Origin of the sequence: Streptococcus mitis (assembly GCF_002096835.1) — a bacterium.
Taxonomy (GTDB): domain Bacteria; phylum Bacillota; class Bacilli; order Lactobacillales; family Streptococcaceae; genus Streptococcus; species Streptococcus mitis_W.
In genome coordinates this window covers 75,525-91,607 of the sequence record NZ_NCVG01000019.1, presented here as the reverse complement: position 1 = coordinate 91,607, position 16,083 = coordinate 75,525, and the positions used below count along the sequence as shown (strand labels likewise).

At 40.8% G+C, this 16,083-nt stretch carries 17 protein-coding genes; 5 read left to right on the top strand and 12 right to left on the bottom strand.

Annotation, left to right across the window (positions count from 1 at the left end):
* Positions 1-12: 12 nt before the first annotated feature.
* The gene (gene malQ, locus B7699_RS03005) at positions 13-1,530 is read right to left on the bottom strand and encodes a 4-alpha-glucanotransferase (RefSeq protein ID WP_084927102.1); all 1,518 of its coding nucleotides are present in this window, start codon (positions 1,528-1,530) and stop codon (positions 13-15) included.
* Between the two features lie 485 nt (positions 1,531-2,015).
* Here malQ and B7699_RS03000 point away from each other — a divergent pair, with 485 nt between their 5' ends.
* From B7699_RS03000 to B7699_RS02975, 5 genes are all read left to right on the top strand, one after another.
* A complete protein-coding gene (locus B7699_RS03000; RefSeq protein WP_061759675.1) occupies positions 2,016-3,287 on the top strand; it encodes an extracellular solute-binding protein in 1,272 nt (423 codons plus the stop codon).
* 110 nt (positions 3,288-3,397) lie between these two features.
* Positions 3,398-4,690, top strand: coding sequence for a carbohydrate ABC transporter permease (locus B7699_RS02995; protein ID WP_049502290.1), 1,293 nt, complete (start codon positions 3,398-3,400; stop codon positions 4,688-4,690).
* A gap of 1 nt (position 4,691) precedes the next feature.
* Positions 4,692-5,534 (top strand): sugar ABC transporter permease, encoded by an 843-nt coding sequence (locus B7699_RS02990; RefSeq protein ID WP_084927101.1) that lies wholly within the window; start codon positions 4,692-4,694, stop codon positions 5,532-5,534.
* 297 nt (positions 5,535-5,831) lie between these two features.
* Positions 5,832-6,632 carry a DUF1189 domain-containing protein gene (locus B7699_RS02980; RefSeq protein WP_033687469.1) on the top strand — a complete coding sequence of 267 codons (801 nt, stop codon included), beginning with the start codon at positions 5,832-5,834 and terminating at the stop codon, positions 6,630-6,632.
* A gap of 9 nt (positions 6,633-6,641) precedes the next feature.
* The gene (locus B7699_RS02975) at positions 6,642-7,628 is read left to right on the top strand and encodes a LacI family DNA-binding transcriptional regulator (RefSeq protein WP_078238541.1); all 987 of its coding nucleotides are present in this window, start codon (positions 6,642-6,644) and stop codon (positions 7,626-7,628) included.
* A gap of 143 nt (positions 7,629-7,771) precedes the next feature.
* Here the strand turns inward: B7699_RS02975 and B7699_RS02965 are convergent, their stop codons facing one another.
* From B7699_RS02965 to B7699_RS02910, 11 genes are all read right to left on the bottom strand, one after another.
* A complete protein-coding gene (locus tag B7699_RS02965; protein WP_000806280.1) occupies positions 7,772-8,713 on the bottom strand; it encodes a YitT family protein in 942 nt (313 codons plus the stop codon).
* The gene (gene aspS, locus B7699_RS02960; RefSeq protein WP_084927099.1) at positions 8,691-10,454 is read right to left on the bottom strand and encodes an aspartate--tRNA ligase; all 1,764 of its coding nucleotides are present in this window, start codon (positions 10,452-10,454) and stop codon (positions 8,691-8,693) included. Before aspS ends, B7699_RS02965 begins: the two co-directional genes overlap by 23 nt.
* A 154-nt stretch (positions 10,455-10,608) precedes the next feature.
* Positions 10,609-10,839, bottom strand: coding sequence for a hypothetical protein (locus B7699_RS02955; protein ID WP_000832184.1), 231 nt, complete (start codon positions 10,837-10,839; stop codon positions 10,609-10,611).
* A 17-nt stretch (positions 10,840-10,856) separates the two neighbouring features.
* Entirely contained in the window at positions 10,857-11,498 is a 642-nt protein-coding gene (locus B7699_RS02950; RefSeq protein WP_084927098.1) for a CPBP family intramembrane glutamic endopeptidase, read from the bottom strand.
* Between the two features lie 9 nt (positions 11,499-11,507).
* Entirely contained in the window at positions 11,508-12,248 is a 741-nt protein-coding gene (locus B7699_RS02945; protein ID WP_084927097.1) for a DUF3169 family protein, read from the bottom strand.
* A complete protein-coding gene (locus B7699_RS02940) occupies positions 12,245-12,442 on the bottom strand; it encodes a hypothetical protein (protein WP_049521341.1) in 198 nt (65 codons plus the stop codon). The genes B7699_RS02945 and B7699_RS02940 overlap by 4 nt, the downstream gene beginning before the upstream one ends.
* Positions 12,429-12,617: a hypothetical protein gene (locus B7699_RS02935; RefSeq protein WP_033687972.1), complete on the bottom strand. Its 189-nt coding sequence runs from the start codon at positions 12,615-12,617 to the stop codon at positions 12,429-12,431. Before B7699_RS02935 ends, B7699_RS02940 begins: the two co-directional genes overlap by 14 nt.
* Positions 12,617-12,823 carry a helix-turn-helix transcriptional regulator gene (locus B7699_RS02930; RefSeq protein ID WP_001176231.1) on the bottom strand — a complete coding sequence of 69 codons (207 nt, stop codon included), beginning with the start codon at positions 12,821-12,823 and terminating at the stop codon, positions 12,617-12,619. The genes B7699_RS02935 and B7699_RS02930 overlap by 1 nt, the downstream gene beginning before the upstream one ends.
* Before the next feature lie 9 nt (positions 12,824-12,832).
* Positions 12,833-13,297, bottom strand: coding sequence for a hypothetical protein (locus tag B7699_RS02925; protein ID WP_084927096.1), 465 nt, complete (start codon positions 13,295-13,297; stop codon positions 12,833-12,835).
* The gene (hisS, locus tag B7699_RS02920) at positions 13,297-14,577 is read right to left on the bottom strand and encodes a histidine--tRNA ligase (protein WP_084927095.1); all 1,281 of its coding nucleotides are present in this window, start codon (positions 14,575-14,577) and stop codon (positions 13,297-13,299) included. Before hisS ends, B7699_RS02925 begins: the two co-directional genes overlap by 1 nt.
* A gap of 181 nt (positions 14,578-14,758) precedes the next feature.
* Positions 14,759-16,006, bottom strand: a complete 1,248-nt coding sequence (locus tag B7699_RS02910) for an MFS transporter (RefSeq protein WP_084927094.1) — start codon at positions 16,004-16,006, stop codon at positions 14,759-14,761.
* Positions 16,007-16,083 lie beyond the last annotated feature (77 nt).

The following is a 16,083-nucleotide window of genomic DNA, read 5'->3' as shown; positions in this document are numbered from 1 at the left end:
CCTGATATTGTATTATTTCTTTAATTCTACCAAATTTTCATTGATTCGGCGATAGATTGTTGTCAAGTCAAGCAAGCCTTCCTCGACAGCTGGTGTCAATTGATCTTCAGTCATACGCCAAGACCAGTTTCCACCAAGGGTAGATGGGAAGTTCATACGAGCTACCTCATCCAATTCTAGCAAATCTTGCATAGTTGCAATTGCCATGAAGCTAACTGATGAAAAGACTGTACGAAGCATAGCATGTGGCACTGTTTCGTATTCTTTACGGTTCGTGTAGCGAGCCATGTATTCACGAGTCGCATCATCGATCTCGTTACGGTACCAACCAAGGACCGTATTGTTATCGTGTGTTCCTGTGTACATAACTGAGTTAGCAGGTGCCAAGTGTGGGCTATCGATGCTTTCGTCTTCTGGGTTGAATGCAAATTGAAGAATCTTCATTCCTGGGAAGCCCGTACGTTCACGCAATTCGATAACTTCGTCTGTCATGAAACCAAGGTCTTCTGCGATGATGTTTAACTCACCAAGTTCTTCCTTAACGGCTGCAAAAAGCTTGTAGCCAGGACCTTTGACCCATTCACCAGGTGCTGCTGTATCGGAACCAGCAGGGATTTCCCAGTAAGATTCGAAACCACGGAAGTGGTCAATACGAACGATGTCGTAGATTTTGAAGCTTTCACGCAAGCGTTCAATCCACCATTTGTAGCCGTCTTTGTCCATTGCTTCCCAGTCATAGATTGGGTTACCCCAAAGCTGACCAGTTGCAGAAAACTCATCTGGTGGGCATCCTGCGATGCAAGTCGCCTTACCGTTGACATCTGTCTTGAAGAGATGTGGATTTGCCCACATATCGCTTGAATCTTCCGCTACGTAAATTGGCATGTCTCCAACGATTTCGATGTGGTTGTCGTTAGCGTAAGCTTTCAATTTCAACCATTGTTGGAAGAAGAAGTATTGAGTCACACGGTGGTAAACCAACTTGTCTGCCAATTGCTCACGGTAGCTTTCAAGCGCTGAAGCTTTACGAGCACGAGCATCAGCATCTGGCCATTCAGTCCAAGCAAGATTTTCGAAATGCTCTTTGATAGCCATATACTCTGCAAAGAGCTCAAGACATGATTGGTTGTCTTGAGCAAATTTCTCAAAATCTTTAATATCTCCGACTTCAAAGAAACGTTTCACCGCTTTTTCTAAAAGAGGACGACGTGCATAGTAGATTTTAGCATAGTCAACTTCAGACGCATCGCTACCAAAGTCAACTCCTTCAAGGTCACTTGCTTGCAACAAGCCTTGCTCCACCAAGATATCCAAATCGATAAAATGAGTGTTCCCTGCGAAGGCTGAGAAAGATTGGTAAGGAGAATCTCCGTAACTAGTTGTTCCTAATGGAAGGATTTGCCAGTAACGTTGTTTCGTGCGAACCAAGAAATCAACGAAGTCGTAAGCACTTTGACCAAATGATCCGATTCCGTAGGCTCCTGGGAGAGAAGAGATGTGCATCAACACACCACTTTGACGTTTTTTCATAAACAACACCTCGTGTATTTGTAGTTTAATTTTTCATTTTTGGGCGCAAACGTTTGCGTTAATATAAGTATACTTCATTTTTGGAATAATTGCAAGCGGTTTTAAAAAAACTTTTTGATTATTTTTTAAAAAAACTTGTCCTTATTTATGTATACATATACATTTTCCTTTTCTATTTACAAAATCTTCTTCAACTACAAATAGAAGGCTCAACTTAGCCTACTTTTGGTCTAGATCAATTTATTTTTTGTTCAAAATCTAGGCAATCGTTTCCCTAAATAATTTCAGTAAAATCATGAAAATATATTTTCCGACTTTTCTTCTATTATAGACAAATAAAACGCTTACCATTCCCGTGAAATTTTTTTAAAATTTTTACAAAAAACACTTGCAACCGTTTTCTATTTGTGCTATACTAGTCCCATAAAGGAAAACGTTTGCGTTTCCTCATTATAAAATTTGTTATTCTTTAGGAGGAATACACTATGTCATCTAAATTCATGAAAAGCGCTGCTGTGCTTGGAACTGTTACACTTGCTAGCTTGCTTTTGGTAGCTTGCGGAAGCAAAACTGCTGATAAGCCTGCTGATTCTGGTTCATCTGAAGCGAAAGAAATCACTTTCTACGTTGAAGATCAATATAAAGCATTTGCTGAATCAGCTGCAAAAGCTTACGAAAAAGAAGCTGGCGTAAAAGTGACTATCAAAACCGGAGACCAAATGGGTGGTCTTGACAACCTTTCTCTAGATAACCAATCTGGTAAAGCTGCTGACGTTATGATGGCACCATACGACCGTGTAGGTAGCCTTGGTACTGACGGACAACTTTCAGAAGTTAAATTGAGCGACGGCGCTAAAACAGATGATAAAACTAAATCTCTTGTAACAGCTGCTGACGGTAAAGTTTACGGTGCTCCTGCCGTTATCGAGTCACTTGTTATGTACTACAACAAAGACTTGGTAAAAGAAGCTCCAAAAACATTTGCTGACTTGGAAAACCTTGCTAAAGATAGCAAATACGCATTCGCTGGAGAAGATGGAAAAACTTCTGCTTTCCTAGCTGACTGGACAAACTTCTACTTTGCATACGGACTTCTTGCTGGTAACGGCGGTTACGTATTCGGACAAAACGGTAAAGACGCTAAAGATATCGGTCTTGCCAACGACGGCGCTATCAAAGGTATTGAGTACGCTAAATCTTGGTATGAAAAATGGCCTAAAGGTATGCAAGATACTGAAGGAGCTGGAAACCTAATCCAAACTCAATTCCAAGAAGGTAAAACAGCTGCTATCATCGATGGACCTTGGAAAGCTAAAGCCTTCAAAGACGCTAAAGTAAACTACGGTGTTGCAACTATCCCAACTCTTCCAAACGGAAAAGACTACGCAGCATTCGGTGGTGGTAAAGCTTGGATCATCCCATCAAGCACTAAGAACCTTGAAGCTGCTCAAAAATTTGTAGACTTCCTTGTTTCAACTGAAGAACAAAAAGCCTTCTACGATACAACTAACGAAATCCCAGCTAACACTGAAGCTCGTTCATACGCTGAAGGTAAAAACGATGAGTTGACAACAGCTGTTATCAAACAGTTCAAGAACGCTCAACCAATGCCAAACATCTCTCAAATGTCAGCTGTTTGGGACCCAGCTAAAACAATGTTGTTTGAAGCTGTAAGTGGTAAGAAAGATGCTAAAACAGCTGCTAACGATGCTGTAACATTGATCAAAGAAACAATCAAACAAAAATTTGGTGAATAAAAAATTTGTTCAAGGGGGGTGGAATTCAAATCCCCCTTTGAATTTATCAATAAAAAACATATATAGTTTAGGTTTTAATTAGAAACCAGTATCCTATGAAAGGAGTTATTATGGAAAAGCAACAACCTAGTAAAGCAGCCCTGCTGTCTATCATTCCTGGGTTAGGACAGATTTACAATAAACAAAAGGCCAAAGGTTTTATCTTCCTTGGTGTAACCCTTGTATTTGTCCTCTATTTCCTAGCACTTGCAGCCCCTGAATTGAGTAATCTCATCACTCTTGGTGATAAACCAGGTCGTGATAATTCCCTCTTCATGCTGATTCGTGGTGCCTTCCATTTAATCTTTGTAGTCGTTTATGTACTCTTTTATTTCGCAAATATCAAAGATGCACATACAACTGCCAAACACATTAATAATGGTATTCCAGTAGCACTTACCTTTAAAGAAATGGTCAAAGGAATCTATGAGAATGGTTTCCCTTACCTCTTGATCATTCCATCTTACATTGCCATGACTTTTGCGATTATCTTCCCAGTTATCGTAACCTTGATGATCGCCTTTACCAACTACGACTTCCAACACTTGCCACCAAACAAATTGTTGGACTGGGTTGGTTTGACAAACTTTACAAACATTTGGAGCTTGAGTACCTTCCGTTCTGCCTTCGGTTCTGTTCTTTCTTGGACTATCATTTGGGCTTTATCTGCCTCAACTTTACAGATCGTGATTGGTATCTTCACAGCTATCATTGCTAACCAGCCATTTATCAAAGGAAAACGTATCTTTGGTGTTATTTTCCTTCTTCCTTGGGCTGTCCCAGCCTTCATAACTATCTTGACATTCTCAAACATGTTTAATGATAGTGTCGGTGCTATCAACACTCAAGTCTTGCCGATCTTTGCTAAATTCCTTCCTTTCCTTGATGGTGCTCTTATTCCTTGGAAAACAGACCCTACTTGGACTAAGGTTGCTTTGATTATGATGCAAGGTTGGCTTGGATTCCCATACATCTACGTTTTGACTTTAGGTATCTTACAATCTATTCCTAACGACCTTTACGAAGCAGCTTATATTGACGGTGCTAATGCTTGGCAAAAATTCCGCAACATCACTTTCCCAATGATCTTGGCTGTTGCAGCACCTACTTTGATTAGCCAATACACCTTCAACTTTAATAACTTCTCTATCATGTACCTCTTCAATGGTGGAGGACCTGGTAGTGTCGGAGGTGGAGCTGGTTCAACCGATATCTTGATCTCATGGATCTACCGTTTGACAACAGGTACATCTCCTCAATACTCAATGGCGGCAGCTGTTACCTTGATTATCTCTATCATTGTCATCTCAATCTCTATGATCGCATTCAAGAAACTACACGCATTTGATATGGAGGATGTCTAAGATGAATAACTCAATTAAACTCAAACGTAGACTGACTCAAACCCTTACTTACCTCTACTTAATTGGCCTATCAATCGTAATTATCTATCCACTTTTGATTACCATCATGTCAGCCTTTAAAGCAGGTAACGTCTCAGCCTTTAAACTAGATACTAATATCGACCTCAATTTTGATAACTTTAAAGGCCTCTTCACTGAAACCTTGTACGGTACTTGGTACCTCAACACTTTGATTATCGCCTTAATTACTATGGTTGTTCAAACAAGTATCATCGTACTTGCTGGTTATGCTTACAGCCGTTACAACTTCTTGGCTCGTAAACAAAGTTTGGTCTTCTTCTTGATTATCCAAATGGTGCCAACCATGGCCGCTTTGACAGCCTTCTTCGTTATGGCACTTATGTTGAACGCCCTTAACCACAGCTGGTTCCTCATCTTCCTCTACGTTGGTGGTGGTATCCCAATGAATGCTTGGCTCATGAAAGGCTACTTCGATACAGTGCCAATGTCTCTAGACGAATCTGCAAAACTAGACGGTGCAGGACACTTCCGCCGCTTCTGGCAAATTGTTCTTCCACTTGTTCGCCCAATGGTTGCCGTACAAGCTCTCTGGGCCTTCATGGGACCTTTCGGGGACTACATCCTTTCTAGTTTCTTGCTTCGTGAGAAAGAATACTTTACTGTTGCCGTAGGTCTCCAAACCTTCGTTAGCAATGTGAAAAACTTGAAGATTGCCTACTTCTCAGCAGGTGCTATCCTCATTGCCCTTCCAATCTGTATTCTCTTCTTCTTCCTACAAAAGAACTTTGTTTCAGGACTTACAAGTGGTGGCGACAAGGGATAATATATCCCCGCCACCCTTTTTCATTTTATACTCTTCGGAAATCTCTTCAAACCACGTCAGCTTTATCTTGCCGTAGTACGGTTACTAACTTCGTCAGTTCTATCCACAACCTCAAAACAGTGTTTTGAGCAACCTGCGGCTAGCTTCCTAGTTTGCTCTTTGATTTTCATTGAGTATTAGCGATTGTTACTGTAAATAACATCCTTGTAACAAGCAATTTTTCTCCTAGACTTGAAATAAAGCACATTTCTCTATATAATAATACTCATATAGAAAACACCTTTTAGAAAGATACCTATGCTTCCATATCCATTTTCCTATTTTTCAAGTATTTGGGGATTTCGTAAGCCCCTGTCCAAACGTTTCGGGCTCAACTGGTTTCAGCTTCTCTTTACCAGTATCTTCCTTATCAGCTTATCTATGGTACCTATTGCCATCCAAAACAGCTCGCAGGAGACTTATCCGCTAGAAACCTTTATCGATAATGTCTATGAACCATTGACAGATAAGGTTGTACAGGATCTCTCTGAACACGCTACAATTGTTGATGGCAAATTAACTTATACTGGAACAGCTAGTCAAGAGCCTTCTATTGTGATCGGTCCAAGTCAAAGCAAGGAATTACCTAAGGACTTGCAACTGCATTTCGATACGAATGAGCTCGTCATCAGCAAGGAAAGCAAGGAATTGACCCGTATCTCTTACCGGGCGATTGAGACTGAGAGTTTCAAAAGTAAAGATAGCTTGACCCAAGCAATTTCTAAAGACTGGTACCAGCAGAATCGTGTCTATATCAGTCTCTTCCTAGTTCTCGGTGCAAGCTTCCTCTTTGGTTTGAATTTCTTTATCGTCTCTCTAGGGGCTAGTCTTCTCCTTTATATCACTAAGAAATCACGCCTCTTTTCATTTAGGACCTTTAAAGAGTGCTACCATTTTATCTTGAATTGTTTAGGATTACCAACTCTGATTACGCTTATTTTGGGACTATTTGGCCAAAATATGACAACTCTCATTACTGTACAAAACATTCTTTTTGTTCTGTATCTGGTCACTATCTTTTATAAAACGCATTTCCGTGATCCAGATTACCATAAATAGGAGATTTTTATGCCCGTTACGATTAAAGACGTGGCCAAGGCTGCTGGTGTTTCGCCTTCAACCGTAACCCGTGTTATTCAAAATAAATCAACCATTAGCGACGAAACAAAAAAACGCGTTCGCAAGGCTATGAAGGAGCTCAATTACCACCCCAACCTCAACGCTCGTAGTTTGGTAAGCAGTTATACCCAAGTTATCGGCTTGGTCCTTCCTGACGACTCAGACGCCTTCTATCAAAATCCTTTCTTCCCATCTGTCCTCCGTGGTATCGCCCAAGTTGCTTCTGAAAACCACTACGCTATTCAGATTGCAACAGGTAAAGATGAAAAAGAGCGCCTTAAAGCTATTTCTCAAATGGTTTACGGTAAACGTGTCGATGGTCTCATTTTCCTTTATGCCGAAGAGAATGACCCCTTGGTCAAACTGGTCGCTGATGAGCAGTTTCCCTTCCTCATCCTAGGGAAATCTATTTCACCCTTTATCCCTCTAGTCGATAATGACAATGTCCAAGCTGGTTTTGATGCGACAGAGTATTTCATCAAAAAAGGATGCAAGCGAATTGCCTTTATCGGAGGGACTAAGCGACTCTTCGTAACACAAGACCGTCTGACAGGTTACGAGCTAGCTCTAAAACAACACCAACTTCCTCTCGATACTAATCTGACTTACTTTGCTACTGAATTTCTTGAAGATAATGGTTATCGCTTTAGTAGACTTCTCTTCAAACACGATCCAAATATTGACGCTATTATTACCATTGATAGTCTCCTTGCTGCAGGAGTCTGTGATTACATCGCGAAACACCAACTGGATGTCCCTGTCCTCAGCTTCGACTCAGTCAATCCCAAGCTCAACTTGGCAGCCTATGTCGATATCAATAGTTTGGAGCTTGGTCGTGTTTCCTTTGAAACTATCCTCCAGATTATCAGCGATGCTAAAAGCAATAAACAAATTTGTTACCGTCAGTTAATCGCCCACAAAATTATCGAAAAATAAAAACCAGCTCGCGCTGGTTTTTTTTGTCACTATACTCAATGAAAATCGAAGAGCAAACTAGGAAGCTAGCCGCAGCTTGCTCAAAGCACAGCTTTAAGGTTGCAGATAAAGCTGACGTGGTTTGAAGAGATTTTCGAAGAGTATTAATTATCTGTTTCAACGAACCGTCCCAAAATATGGACATTCTCCGATACAGAGACAAAGGCACTTGGATCCACCTGTTTCATAATCTGTTTAAATTCATTAAACTCTGCACGTGTAATGACAGTAATTAAAACTGCCTTTCTCTCGTGATTATAGGTTCCTTCTGCATCGTGGATCATGGTTGCTCCGCGGTGCAATTTTTTATGGATTTTTTCAATTACCTTCTCTGGATGATTGGTTACAATCATGGCCTGCATCCGTTTTTGCTTGGTAAAGACCGCATCTGTCACACGGCTAGAGACAAAGATGGTAATCATAGAGTAGAGAGCGTATTTCCAACCAAAGGTCAAACCAGCTATCAGCATGATGGTCCCATTTACCAAGAAAGAAATACTACCAACATTCTTACCCGTTTTCTTGCGAATGGTCAGGCTGACGATATCCGTCCCACCACTGGAGATATTGTTGCGAAGAGCAAAACCAATCCCCAAGCCCATGACAACACCCCCAAAAAGGGCATTGATAATGGGATCCTCCGTCAAGGTCGCCACAGGGACAAACTGGATAAAGAAGGAACTCATGGATACCGTGATAAAAGTAAAGACGGTGAACTTATGCCCAATCTGATACCAAGCCAAGACCATCAAAGGAAAATTAATGGCGTAGAAGGTTAGCGAAATCGGAATATGAAAACCAAACCAGTGATTACTCAAGGCAGAGATAATCTGTGCCAGACCTGTCGCACCACTCGAATACACATGCCCTGGTTGGAAAAAGAAATTGACCGCTACTGCTGATAAAAATCCATAGACCAGAGAGGCCGAAATCTTCTCATCATATTTTTCGCGAGAGATGCTTTGTAAGACACGTAAAATTTTTATCTGATGAGCAAAGCGGCGCAGATAATAGCGCCACCGCTTAATTCGTTTTGCTTGTTTCATCTTCTTCTACTTGTAAGCTGAGTTCCTCTAGTTGTTTGAGAGCTACTGTTGAAGGAGCTTGTGTCATTGGGTCAGTTGCCTTGTTATTCTTAGGAAAGGCGATGACTTCACGGATATTTTCTTCTCCTGCTAAGAGCATGACAAATCGGTCAAGCCCGATAGCCAAGCCACCGTGTGGTGGGAAACCATAGTCCATGGCTTCAAGAAGGAAGCCAAACTGGTCATTTGCTTCTTCGGCTGAGAAACCAAGAGCCTTGAACATGCGTTCTTGAAGGTCTTTTTGGTTGATACGAAGGCTACCACCACCAAGCTCATAACCGTTCAAGACGATATCGTAAGCAATGGCACGAACCTTAGCCAAATCACCTTCTAATTCGTGAGCTGTTTCTTCCTGTGGAAGGGTAAATGGATGGTGGGCGCTCATGTAACGGCCTTCTTCTTCAGACCATTCAAACATTGGCCAGTCAACCACCCAAAGGAAGTTGAATTTATCGTTATCAATCAAGCCAAGCTCTTTGGCAATACGTCCACGAAGGGCACCGAGCGTTGCATTGGCCACCTCAAGCGTATCCGCCACAAAGAGAACCAAGTCCTTATTTTCAAGAGCAAGCGCACTTGTCAATTCTGCTTGGATGCCAGTCAAAAACTTAGCAACTGGTCCGTTTAATTCTCCATCAACCACCTTGACCCAAGCAAGACCTTTGGCACCATACTGTTTGGCTACTTCTGTCATCTTGTCGATGTCTTTACGTGAGTAGTTGTCCGCTGCGCCTTTGACTACAATTGCTTTTACAGCAGGTGCTTCTGAAAAGACTTTGAAGTCAACACCTTTGACCACTTCTGTCAAGTCCTGAAGCAACATGTCAAAACGGGTATCTGGCTTGTCAGAACCGTAAAGAGCCATGGCATCATCGTATTTCATACGAGGGAATGGCAACGTTACTTCGATACCTTTGGTTTCTTTCATCACGCGCGCAATCAAGCCTTCTGTGATATCTTGGATTTCTTGCTCAGTAAGGAAGGACGTTTCCAAGTCAACCTGGGTAAACTCAGGCTGGCGGTCTCCACGCAAGTCCTCATCACGGAAACATTTAACGATTTGGTAATAACGGTCAAAACCAGCATTCATCAAGAGCTGCTTAGTGATTTGTGGACTTTGAGGAAGAGCATAGAAATGCCCTTTATTGACACGAGACGGCACCAAATAATCACGCGCCCCTTCAGGCGTTGACTTAGAAAGGAATGGTGTCTCCACGTCGATAAACTCCAACTCATCCAAGTAGTTGCGGATAGAGTGAGTCACCTTGGCACGAAGCTTGAGGTTTTCCAACATTTCTGGACGACGAAGGTCAAGGTAACGGTAACGCAAACGCGTATCGTCGTTGGCCTCAATCCCATCCTTAATCTCAAATGGGGTTGTCTTAGCTGTATTAAGAACTGTCAAAGCTGTCACGTTTAACTCAACTGCACCAGTTGGCAACTTATCATTAGCTTGCTCACGCGCAGCGACCTGTCCAGTCACCTCGATAACAAATTCGCTACGAAGGCTTTCAGCTGTTGCCATAACCTCTGCAGATACTTTTTCAGGGTTGATAACCAACTGCATGATTCCTTCACGGTCACGAAGGTCGATAAAGATCAAACCACCAAGGTCACGACGACGGCCAACCCATCCTTTCAAGGTCATTTCTTGTCCGATGTGTTCCTCACGAACACGACCAGCATACATACTACGTTTCATTGTTTCTCTCCTCTTTTATTCTGTTACTATTTTACCATAAAAGCGCAGGCTCTTCATGAAAATCATCAGAAAAGTTTGTCAGTCTTTAAAAATCAAGTGAAGGACCTAAAAATTAACGCCAAAACAAAAATCCGATGAACTTCACCGGACTCTTTTATTTTGAATTTTTGCCTGCTTTACGCTTTTCAGCAATTTCAGCTGCCTTTCGAGGCAAGACAATTTCTGTTGTATAAGCTGTCCCAAAGCGCAAGACACCTGCAATAGGGGCAAAGACAACTGCTAGATAGTTGTAGAAGAAATCGCCCTTAAAGGCATAAGCTAGCGCCCCAATGATGAAAAATAGAACAACTGCTTGAATCACTGCTAATAAAATTACTCGTTTCATGTGACCTCCTGACTCTATTATAGCATGAGTATCATCAAAAAGCCGACTAAATTATTCAAAGCGTGGAGAGAAATACTGTAGACCAGACCTTTTCTGCTAATATAAGCCAAGCCCAAACTAAAACCAAGGCTAAAATAGACAAAAAATTGTTGCACATCACCTGGGAAATGAATCAAGGCAAACAGAACACTGGATACCAGAAGAAAAATCAGAGTTTGTTTACTATTGTCCTGCTTAGGAAAGAGATAGCGCGCCAACATTCCTCTAAAGATAAGCTCTTCTATCAAAGGAGCAAAAATAACGACCGCAAAGAAGGAGAAGAGTGGTTGAGACAAGGTCAAGTCTGTCGCTATTTGTTGATTTACTGAAGGATCATCTGGCAAGAAAAATTGAACGACAAGAGATAAGAACCAAACCAAGGCAGGAAGCCAAATAAATCGGTTGAAGATACTCTTCTCAGTATGGACAGGACCTTTCTGGTACCATTTGTAAATGCCATACACATAAACTCCAGCCAAGGCCACATAGAGTAAGGTAACAGCATAGGGTGAAGCGCCTAAGGCAAGAGAAGCAGTCGCCAACCCCTGAATGAAGCTATAGATAAAGAAAAAGGATAGAAGGACTAGAAGATACCAGCCAAGATTTTTAAGTAGTTTCATAAAGTTCTCCTATTTAAAATAGCGTTTTACCATAGGTAACTGCATCACATTGATATAAATATGGATAGCTCCTACAAGAAAGAAAGCTAGTAACTGAATCTCTCCTATCAATAAAGAAACGATAAAAAGAAAAATATATAAGACTGGTAAGACATATTGATTTAATTGGAATAAAATTCGAAAACTCTGTTCCAAATTAGCCTGACGCTCCCCTTCATCATAAGAATTAATATAGTTCAAGACATCCTTTGGTGTAGAGAAAAGAGCCAAATCAAACTGACGAACAATCGCAATTGTTTTAGAAAGATACTTTTGACTCTGCAAGAACAGCACTAATTCCAAAAAGGAAAGGGATAATGTTATATGAGTTACATCGAGTACAATTAATTCACTTGCTGAAATGAAGAGAGCCAATAAAATCGCTACACTTGCAATATTAAAAACAATGCTTCCAAACTCAAGATTCCGATACATTTGCACATAATAGGTTTCATTCAAATCATCATCCATTTCCTCTTGATACAAGGAGTGAAATTTTCTGCTTTTCTTTAAGAAATTGAAAGTCAAAAGAATGCTAATGAAACCTAACAGTAAACAAATAGCTGATATCCATGGTATCAAGATTTTTACATCTAAAACAATTCCGTGAAATTCGGCACCAGCCTTAAACATATCTACAAACATGTACAAGAAAACTCCCAAGACAAAAGGAATTAAAAATAACAAGCCATGTTTCTTTTTCATATTCATTCTCCTTTTTCACTTGCTAGATTTTTGGATTTCTTTTCAATCCAGTCAACGACTGGGATGAGGGCAAAGTAGGCCCAAATAAATTGGTCACTGTAATAGAGATCAAACCATCCTAGATTTGCTCCAATTAGTAGACACAGGCTGACTAATAGAGCTATGGCAACTACATAATAGATCACTTTATACTTGTTCATCATTTTTCTCCTTTTTCTTCAACCGATTGAAAATGGACACGAGGGATAAATTAAGCCAAAACAAATACTTACTTTCAACAAAATAGAACCAACCTAGTAATGTTCCAATCATAGCAAAAGCATTCACAATGAGGGCAAGAACACTCATGTAATAAATCACTTTAAACTTATTCATCACTCGTCCTCCTCCAAACGAAATACCGATTCGACTGTTTCGTTGAAAATTTGAGATATTTTCAGGGCAATGATAATGGATGGGGTGTACTCATCCCGTTCTAGTAGGCTAACGGTCTGTCTGGAAACCCCTGCCAGCTTGGCCAGGTCGGTTTGATTGAGACCATCGCGAGCCCGAAGCTCTTTTAGACGGTTTTTTAGTTGCATGTTACACACCTACTCTCCGTCAAATTCAACGGCTTGGATATCCTCAATACGTTGCAACTTGAATTTTTCTTTTCCCTCTTTATCAACACTACGTAGTTTGACCCATTCCTCGTCAACATCCACAACTTCCCATAAAGATGTTCCAAACACTTGTCCAACGATTGTTGGATTTTTCCCAATTAATTCTTGCAATAATCTTGACATTTCTATATTTCCTTTCTCTTTTCGCTCAAGCTTTTTGATTTTATTCTCTAGTTTCTTGATTTTTTTAGAATTATTAGAATAAAAGAAAATCATAAATAGTATAAATACTACCCACATCATAGCTCCTTTCTGCTTTCTATTTCTTAACTTGCTTACATTGTAACACATCTTTTTCTTTTTGACAAGCATATTTGTCAAAAAGTTTATTATTTTTGTCATTTTGTAAAAGAAAAAGGTCAGGAATAAGATCCTGACCAGTTTTTCTACTATTAAAAGCCTAATTTTTCAAAGATTTCTGAGAAATTTTGATTGATAGCATCAAGTGACACTTGAACTTCTTCTCGGGTTTGATTATTCTTGACTGTCACTTGTCCGCTTTCGACTTCACTATCTCCTAGAGTGATGAGAGTCTTAGCCGCAAAGACATCGGCTGACTTGAACTGAGCTTTGAGTTTACGGTTGAGGTAATCACGCTCTGCTTTGAAACCTTGTTGGCGAAGAGCCTGTACCAATTCCAAAGCCTTGACATTTGCTCCTTCGCCCAAAACTGCGATATAGACATCTAGGGCGTTTTCGATAGGGAGGGCCACACCTTGCTTTTCAAGAATGAGAAGCAGGCGCTCTACACCAAGTCCAAAACCAAATCCAGCAGTTTCAGGGCCTCCAAAGTAAGCAACCAAACCATCGTAGCGACCACCCGCACAGACTGTCAGGTCATTGCCCTCAATCTCAGTGATGAACTCGAAAATGGTGTGGTTATAGTAGTCCAGACCACGCACCATATTGGTATCGATGATGTAGTCTACTCCAAGATTTTCCAACATCTGACGTACAGCATCAAAATGAGCTTGACTTTCTTCATCAAGGAAGTCCAAGATAGAAGGCGCATTCTCTACTGCTACCTTGTCTTCTTCTTCCTTAGAGTCCAAGACACGAAGAGGATTTTCCTCCAAGCGACGCTGGCTATCCTTAGACAAGGTCTCCTTGAGCGGTGTCAAATAGTCAATTAAGGCTTGACGGTAGGCTGCACGGCTCTCAAGATTTCCAAGAGTGTTGAGGTGTAGTTTGACACCTTGGATGCCGATTTCTTTCAATAAATGAGCTGCCATCGCAATAGTTTCCACATCAGTAGCTGGATTGCTAGAGCCAAAGCACTCAACACCAATCTGGTGAAACTGGCGCAAACGCCCTGCCTGTGGACGCTCATAACGGAACATAGGTCCCATGTAGTAGAACTTACTTGGCTTTTGCACTTCTGGCGCGAAGAGTTTATTTTCCACATAGGAACGGACAACGGGCGCAGTTCCTTCTGGACGGAGGGTAATATGACGGTCACCCTTGTCATAGAAATCGTACATTTCCTTGGTTACGATATCCGTTGTATCTCCGACAGAGCGACTGATAACCTCGTAATGCTCAAAAATGGGCGTGCGCACTTCTGCGTAGTTGTAGCGCTTGAAAATCTCACGGGCAAAGCCCTCAACGTACTGCCACTTGGCAGATTCAGCAGGTAAAATATCCTGCGTTCCTTTTGGTTTTTGTAATTTCATAGGGAATCCTCTTTAAACTTAATAGTCTTATTTTACCATAAATAGAGGGATTAAAACAGTGAGAAAAAATTAGGATTTATACTCAATGAAAATCAAAGAGCAAACTAGGAAACTAGCCGCAGGCTGTACTTGAGTACGGCAAGGCGACGTTGACGTGGTTTGAAGAGATTTTCGAAGAGTATTAGATATCATTTTTGAGATTAAGACCTGTCAAAAGAATAGCCAGCAAAGAAAGGACAACAAATAAAATCCAAGTCAACTGTATATTCCATACAGCTACAAGTGAAAAACAGGCTGTACCAAGAGGTACTGATAAGGTGAACAATAAACCCAAAAAATTACTGGTACGAGCTAGAACCTCTGGAGCTAGATTTTTCAGGAGCATGGCATTAATCTTTGGTGGAACTTTACCAGACACATAGAGAGTTAAAAAGAGAAATAGCAAACCAAGCACGACTTGATTGAATAAGTTAGCCAGACCAACTAGACTGACTCCTAATGTCACCCACATCATCAATCTAGGCAAGGACTGCTTCCCAAAATAATCATTTCCCGTAAGGCTACTGATGATAATTGCTAATAAAACACAGACTTGCTCGATAAATAGTGCCTCTGTGTAAGAAAAATTCAAGAGAGAATGGCTCAAAAAGAAGATGTTATAAACGCTTCCTAGAGCGCCACCCAAGGCATTGATAAGCAAGACAGCAAAGATCATGAAACCAAAGTTTTTCTGTCCACTTTTAAGAAAAACGAGGCGTAAATTTCGGTAAATTGTTAGGAACTGCTCTTTAATAGAAAGCTTCTCATTTTTTAGGATTTCACCGTCATCAGATGAAATTGACAGGCTTAATTTGCTTTTTCCTAAAAAGAGAACAAAGGCTGATACGAGGAAAAAACAGGCATTGATTCCCGCAACGATAGAAAAATTGTTGACCGATAAACCTAAGAGCCATACTCCAAAAGCTTGACCACCAATAGCTGAAATATAGGTGATGAACTGTGAAAAAGAATAAGCCTCCATCAGATCATCTTCAGCTACTTTTTCCTTAATGAGAGGCATGCGCAAACCACCAGCAAAATCACTGATGACATCACTAATGACATTGATTAAACACAGGCTGGAAAAGGCAAAGAGACTAGCTTGCTGAACAACTAGGGCTGCTAGAAAAAATAAAACCGCCTGAAACAAACCGCTGTAAGTCATCCATTTGACCTTGTCCCTCGTGTAATCTGCCCGAATCCCTACAAAAACTGTAAAGAAAGTCGGAAGAATCATGACAATATTCGCCATAGCAACCGCAAAAGAGGCTTGTGGCAGGGTCGATGCATAGACGATAAATACCAGGTTAAAAATTGAAGCACCAAAGGCATTGAAGAAGCGTGACAAAGTCAAGAGTCGATAAGCTTGATTTCTAAACAATAGTTTCATAGGTAATCTCCCTTCTTGTTCAAATACTCAATGAAAATCAAAGAGCAAACTAGGAAGCTAGCCGCAGGCTGTACTTG

Excerpts from the sequence above, each read along its gene's own strand:
- B7699_RS02940 (WP_049521341.1), bottom strand. The coding sequence starts at position 12,442 with ATGAACAAGTATAAAGTGATCTATTATGTAGTTGCCATAGCTCTATTA.
- malQ (WP_084927102.1), bottom strand. The coding sequence starts at position 1,530 with ATGAAAAAACGTCAAAGTGGTGTGTTGATGCACATCTCTTCTCTCCCA.
- B7699_RS02965 (WP_000806280.1), bottom strand. The coding sequence starts at position 8,713 with ATGAAACAAGCAAAACGAATTAAGCGGTGGCGCTATTATCTGCGCCGC.
- B7699_RS02910 (WP_084927094.1), bottom strand. The coding sequence starts at position 16,006 with ATGAAACTATTGTTTAGAAATCAAGCTTATCGACTCTTGACTTTGTCA.
- B7699_RS02975 (WP_078238541.1), top strand. The coding sequence starts at position 6,642 with ATGCCCGTTACGATTAAAGACGTGGCCAAGGCTGCTGGTGTTTCGCCT.
- B7699_RS02980 (WP_033687469.1), top strand. The coding sequence starts at position 5,832 with ATGCTTCCATATCCATTTTCCTATTTTTCAAGTATTTGGGGATTTCGT.
- B7699_RS02945 (WP_084927097.1), bottom strand. The coding sequence starts at position 12,248 with ATGAATATGAAAAAGAAACATGGCTTGTTATTTTTAATTCCTTTTGTC.
- aspS (WP_084927099.1), bottom strand. The coding sequence starts at position 10,454 with ATGAAACGTAGTATGTATGCTGGTCGTGTTCGTGAGGAACACATCGGA.
- B7699_RS02950 (WP_084927098.1), bottom strand. The coding sequence starts at position 11,498 with ATGAAACTACTTAAAAATCTTGGCTGGTATCTTCTAGTCCTTCTATCC.
- hisS (WP_084927095.1), bottom strand. The coding sequence starts at position 14,577 with ATGAAATTACAAAAACCAAAAGGAACGCAGGATATTTTACCTGCTGAA.
- B7699_RS02930 (WP_001176231.1), bottom strand. The coding sequence starts at position 12,823 with ATGCAACTAAAAAACCGTCTAAAAGAGCTTCGGGCTCGCGATGGTCTC.
- B7699_RS02935 (WP_033687972.1), bottom strand. The coding sequence starts at position 12,617 with ATGAATAAGTTTAAAGTGATTTATTACATGAGTGTTCTTGCCCTCATT.
- B7699_RS02990 (WP_084927101.1), top strand. The coding sequence starts at position 4,692 with ATGAATAACTCAATTAAACTCAAACGTAGACTGACTCAAACCCTTACT.
- B7699_RS02995 (WP_049502290.1), top strand. The coding sequence starts at position 3,398 with ATGGAAAAGCAACAACCTAGTAAAGCAGCCCTGCTGTCTATCATTCCT.
- B7699_RS03000 (WP_061759675.1), top strand. The coding sequence starts at position 2,016 with ATGTCATCTAAATTCATGAAAAGCGCTGCTGTGCTTGGAACTGTTACA.
- B7699_RS02955 (WP_000832184.1), bottom strand. The coding sequence starts at position 10,839 with ATGAAACGAGTAATTTTATTAGCAGTGATTCAAGCAGTTGTTCTATTT.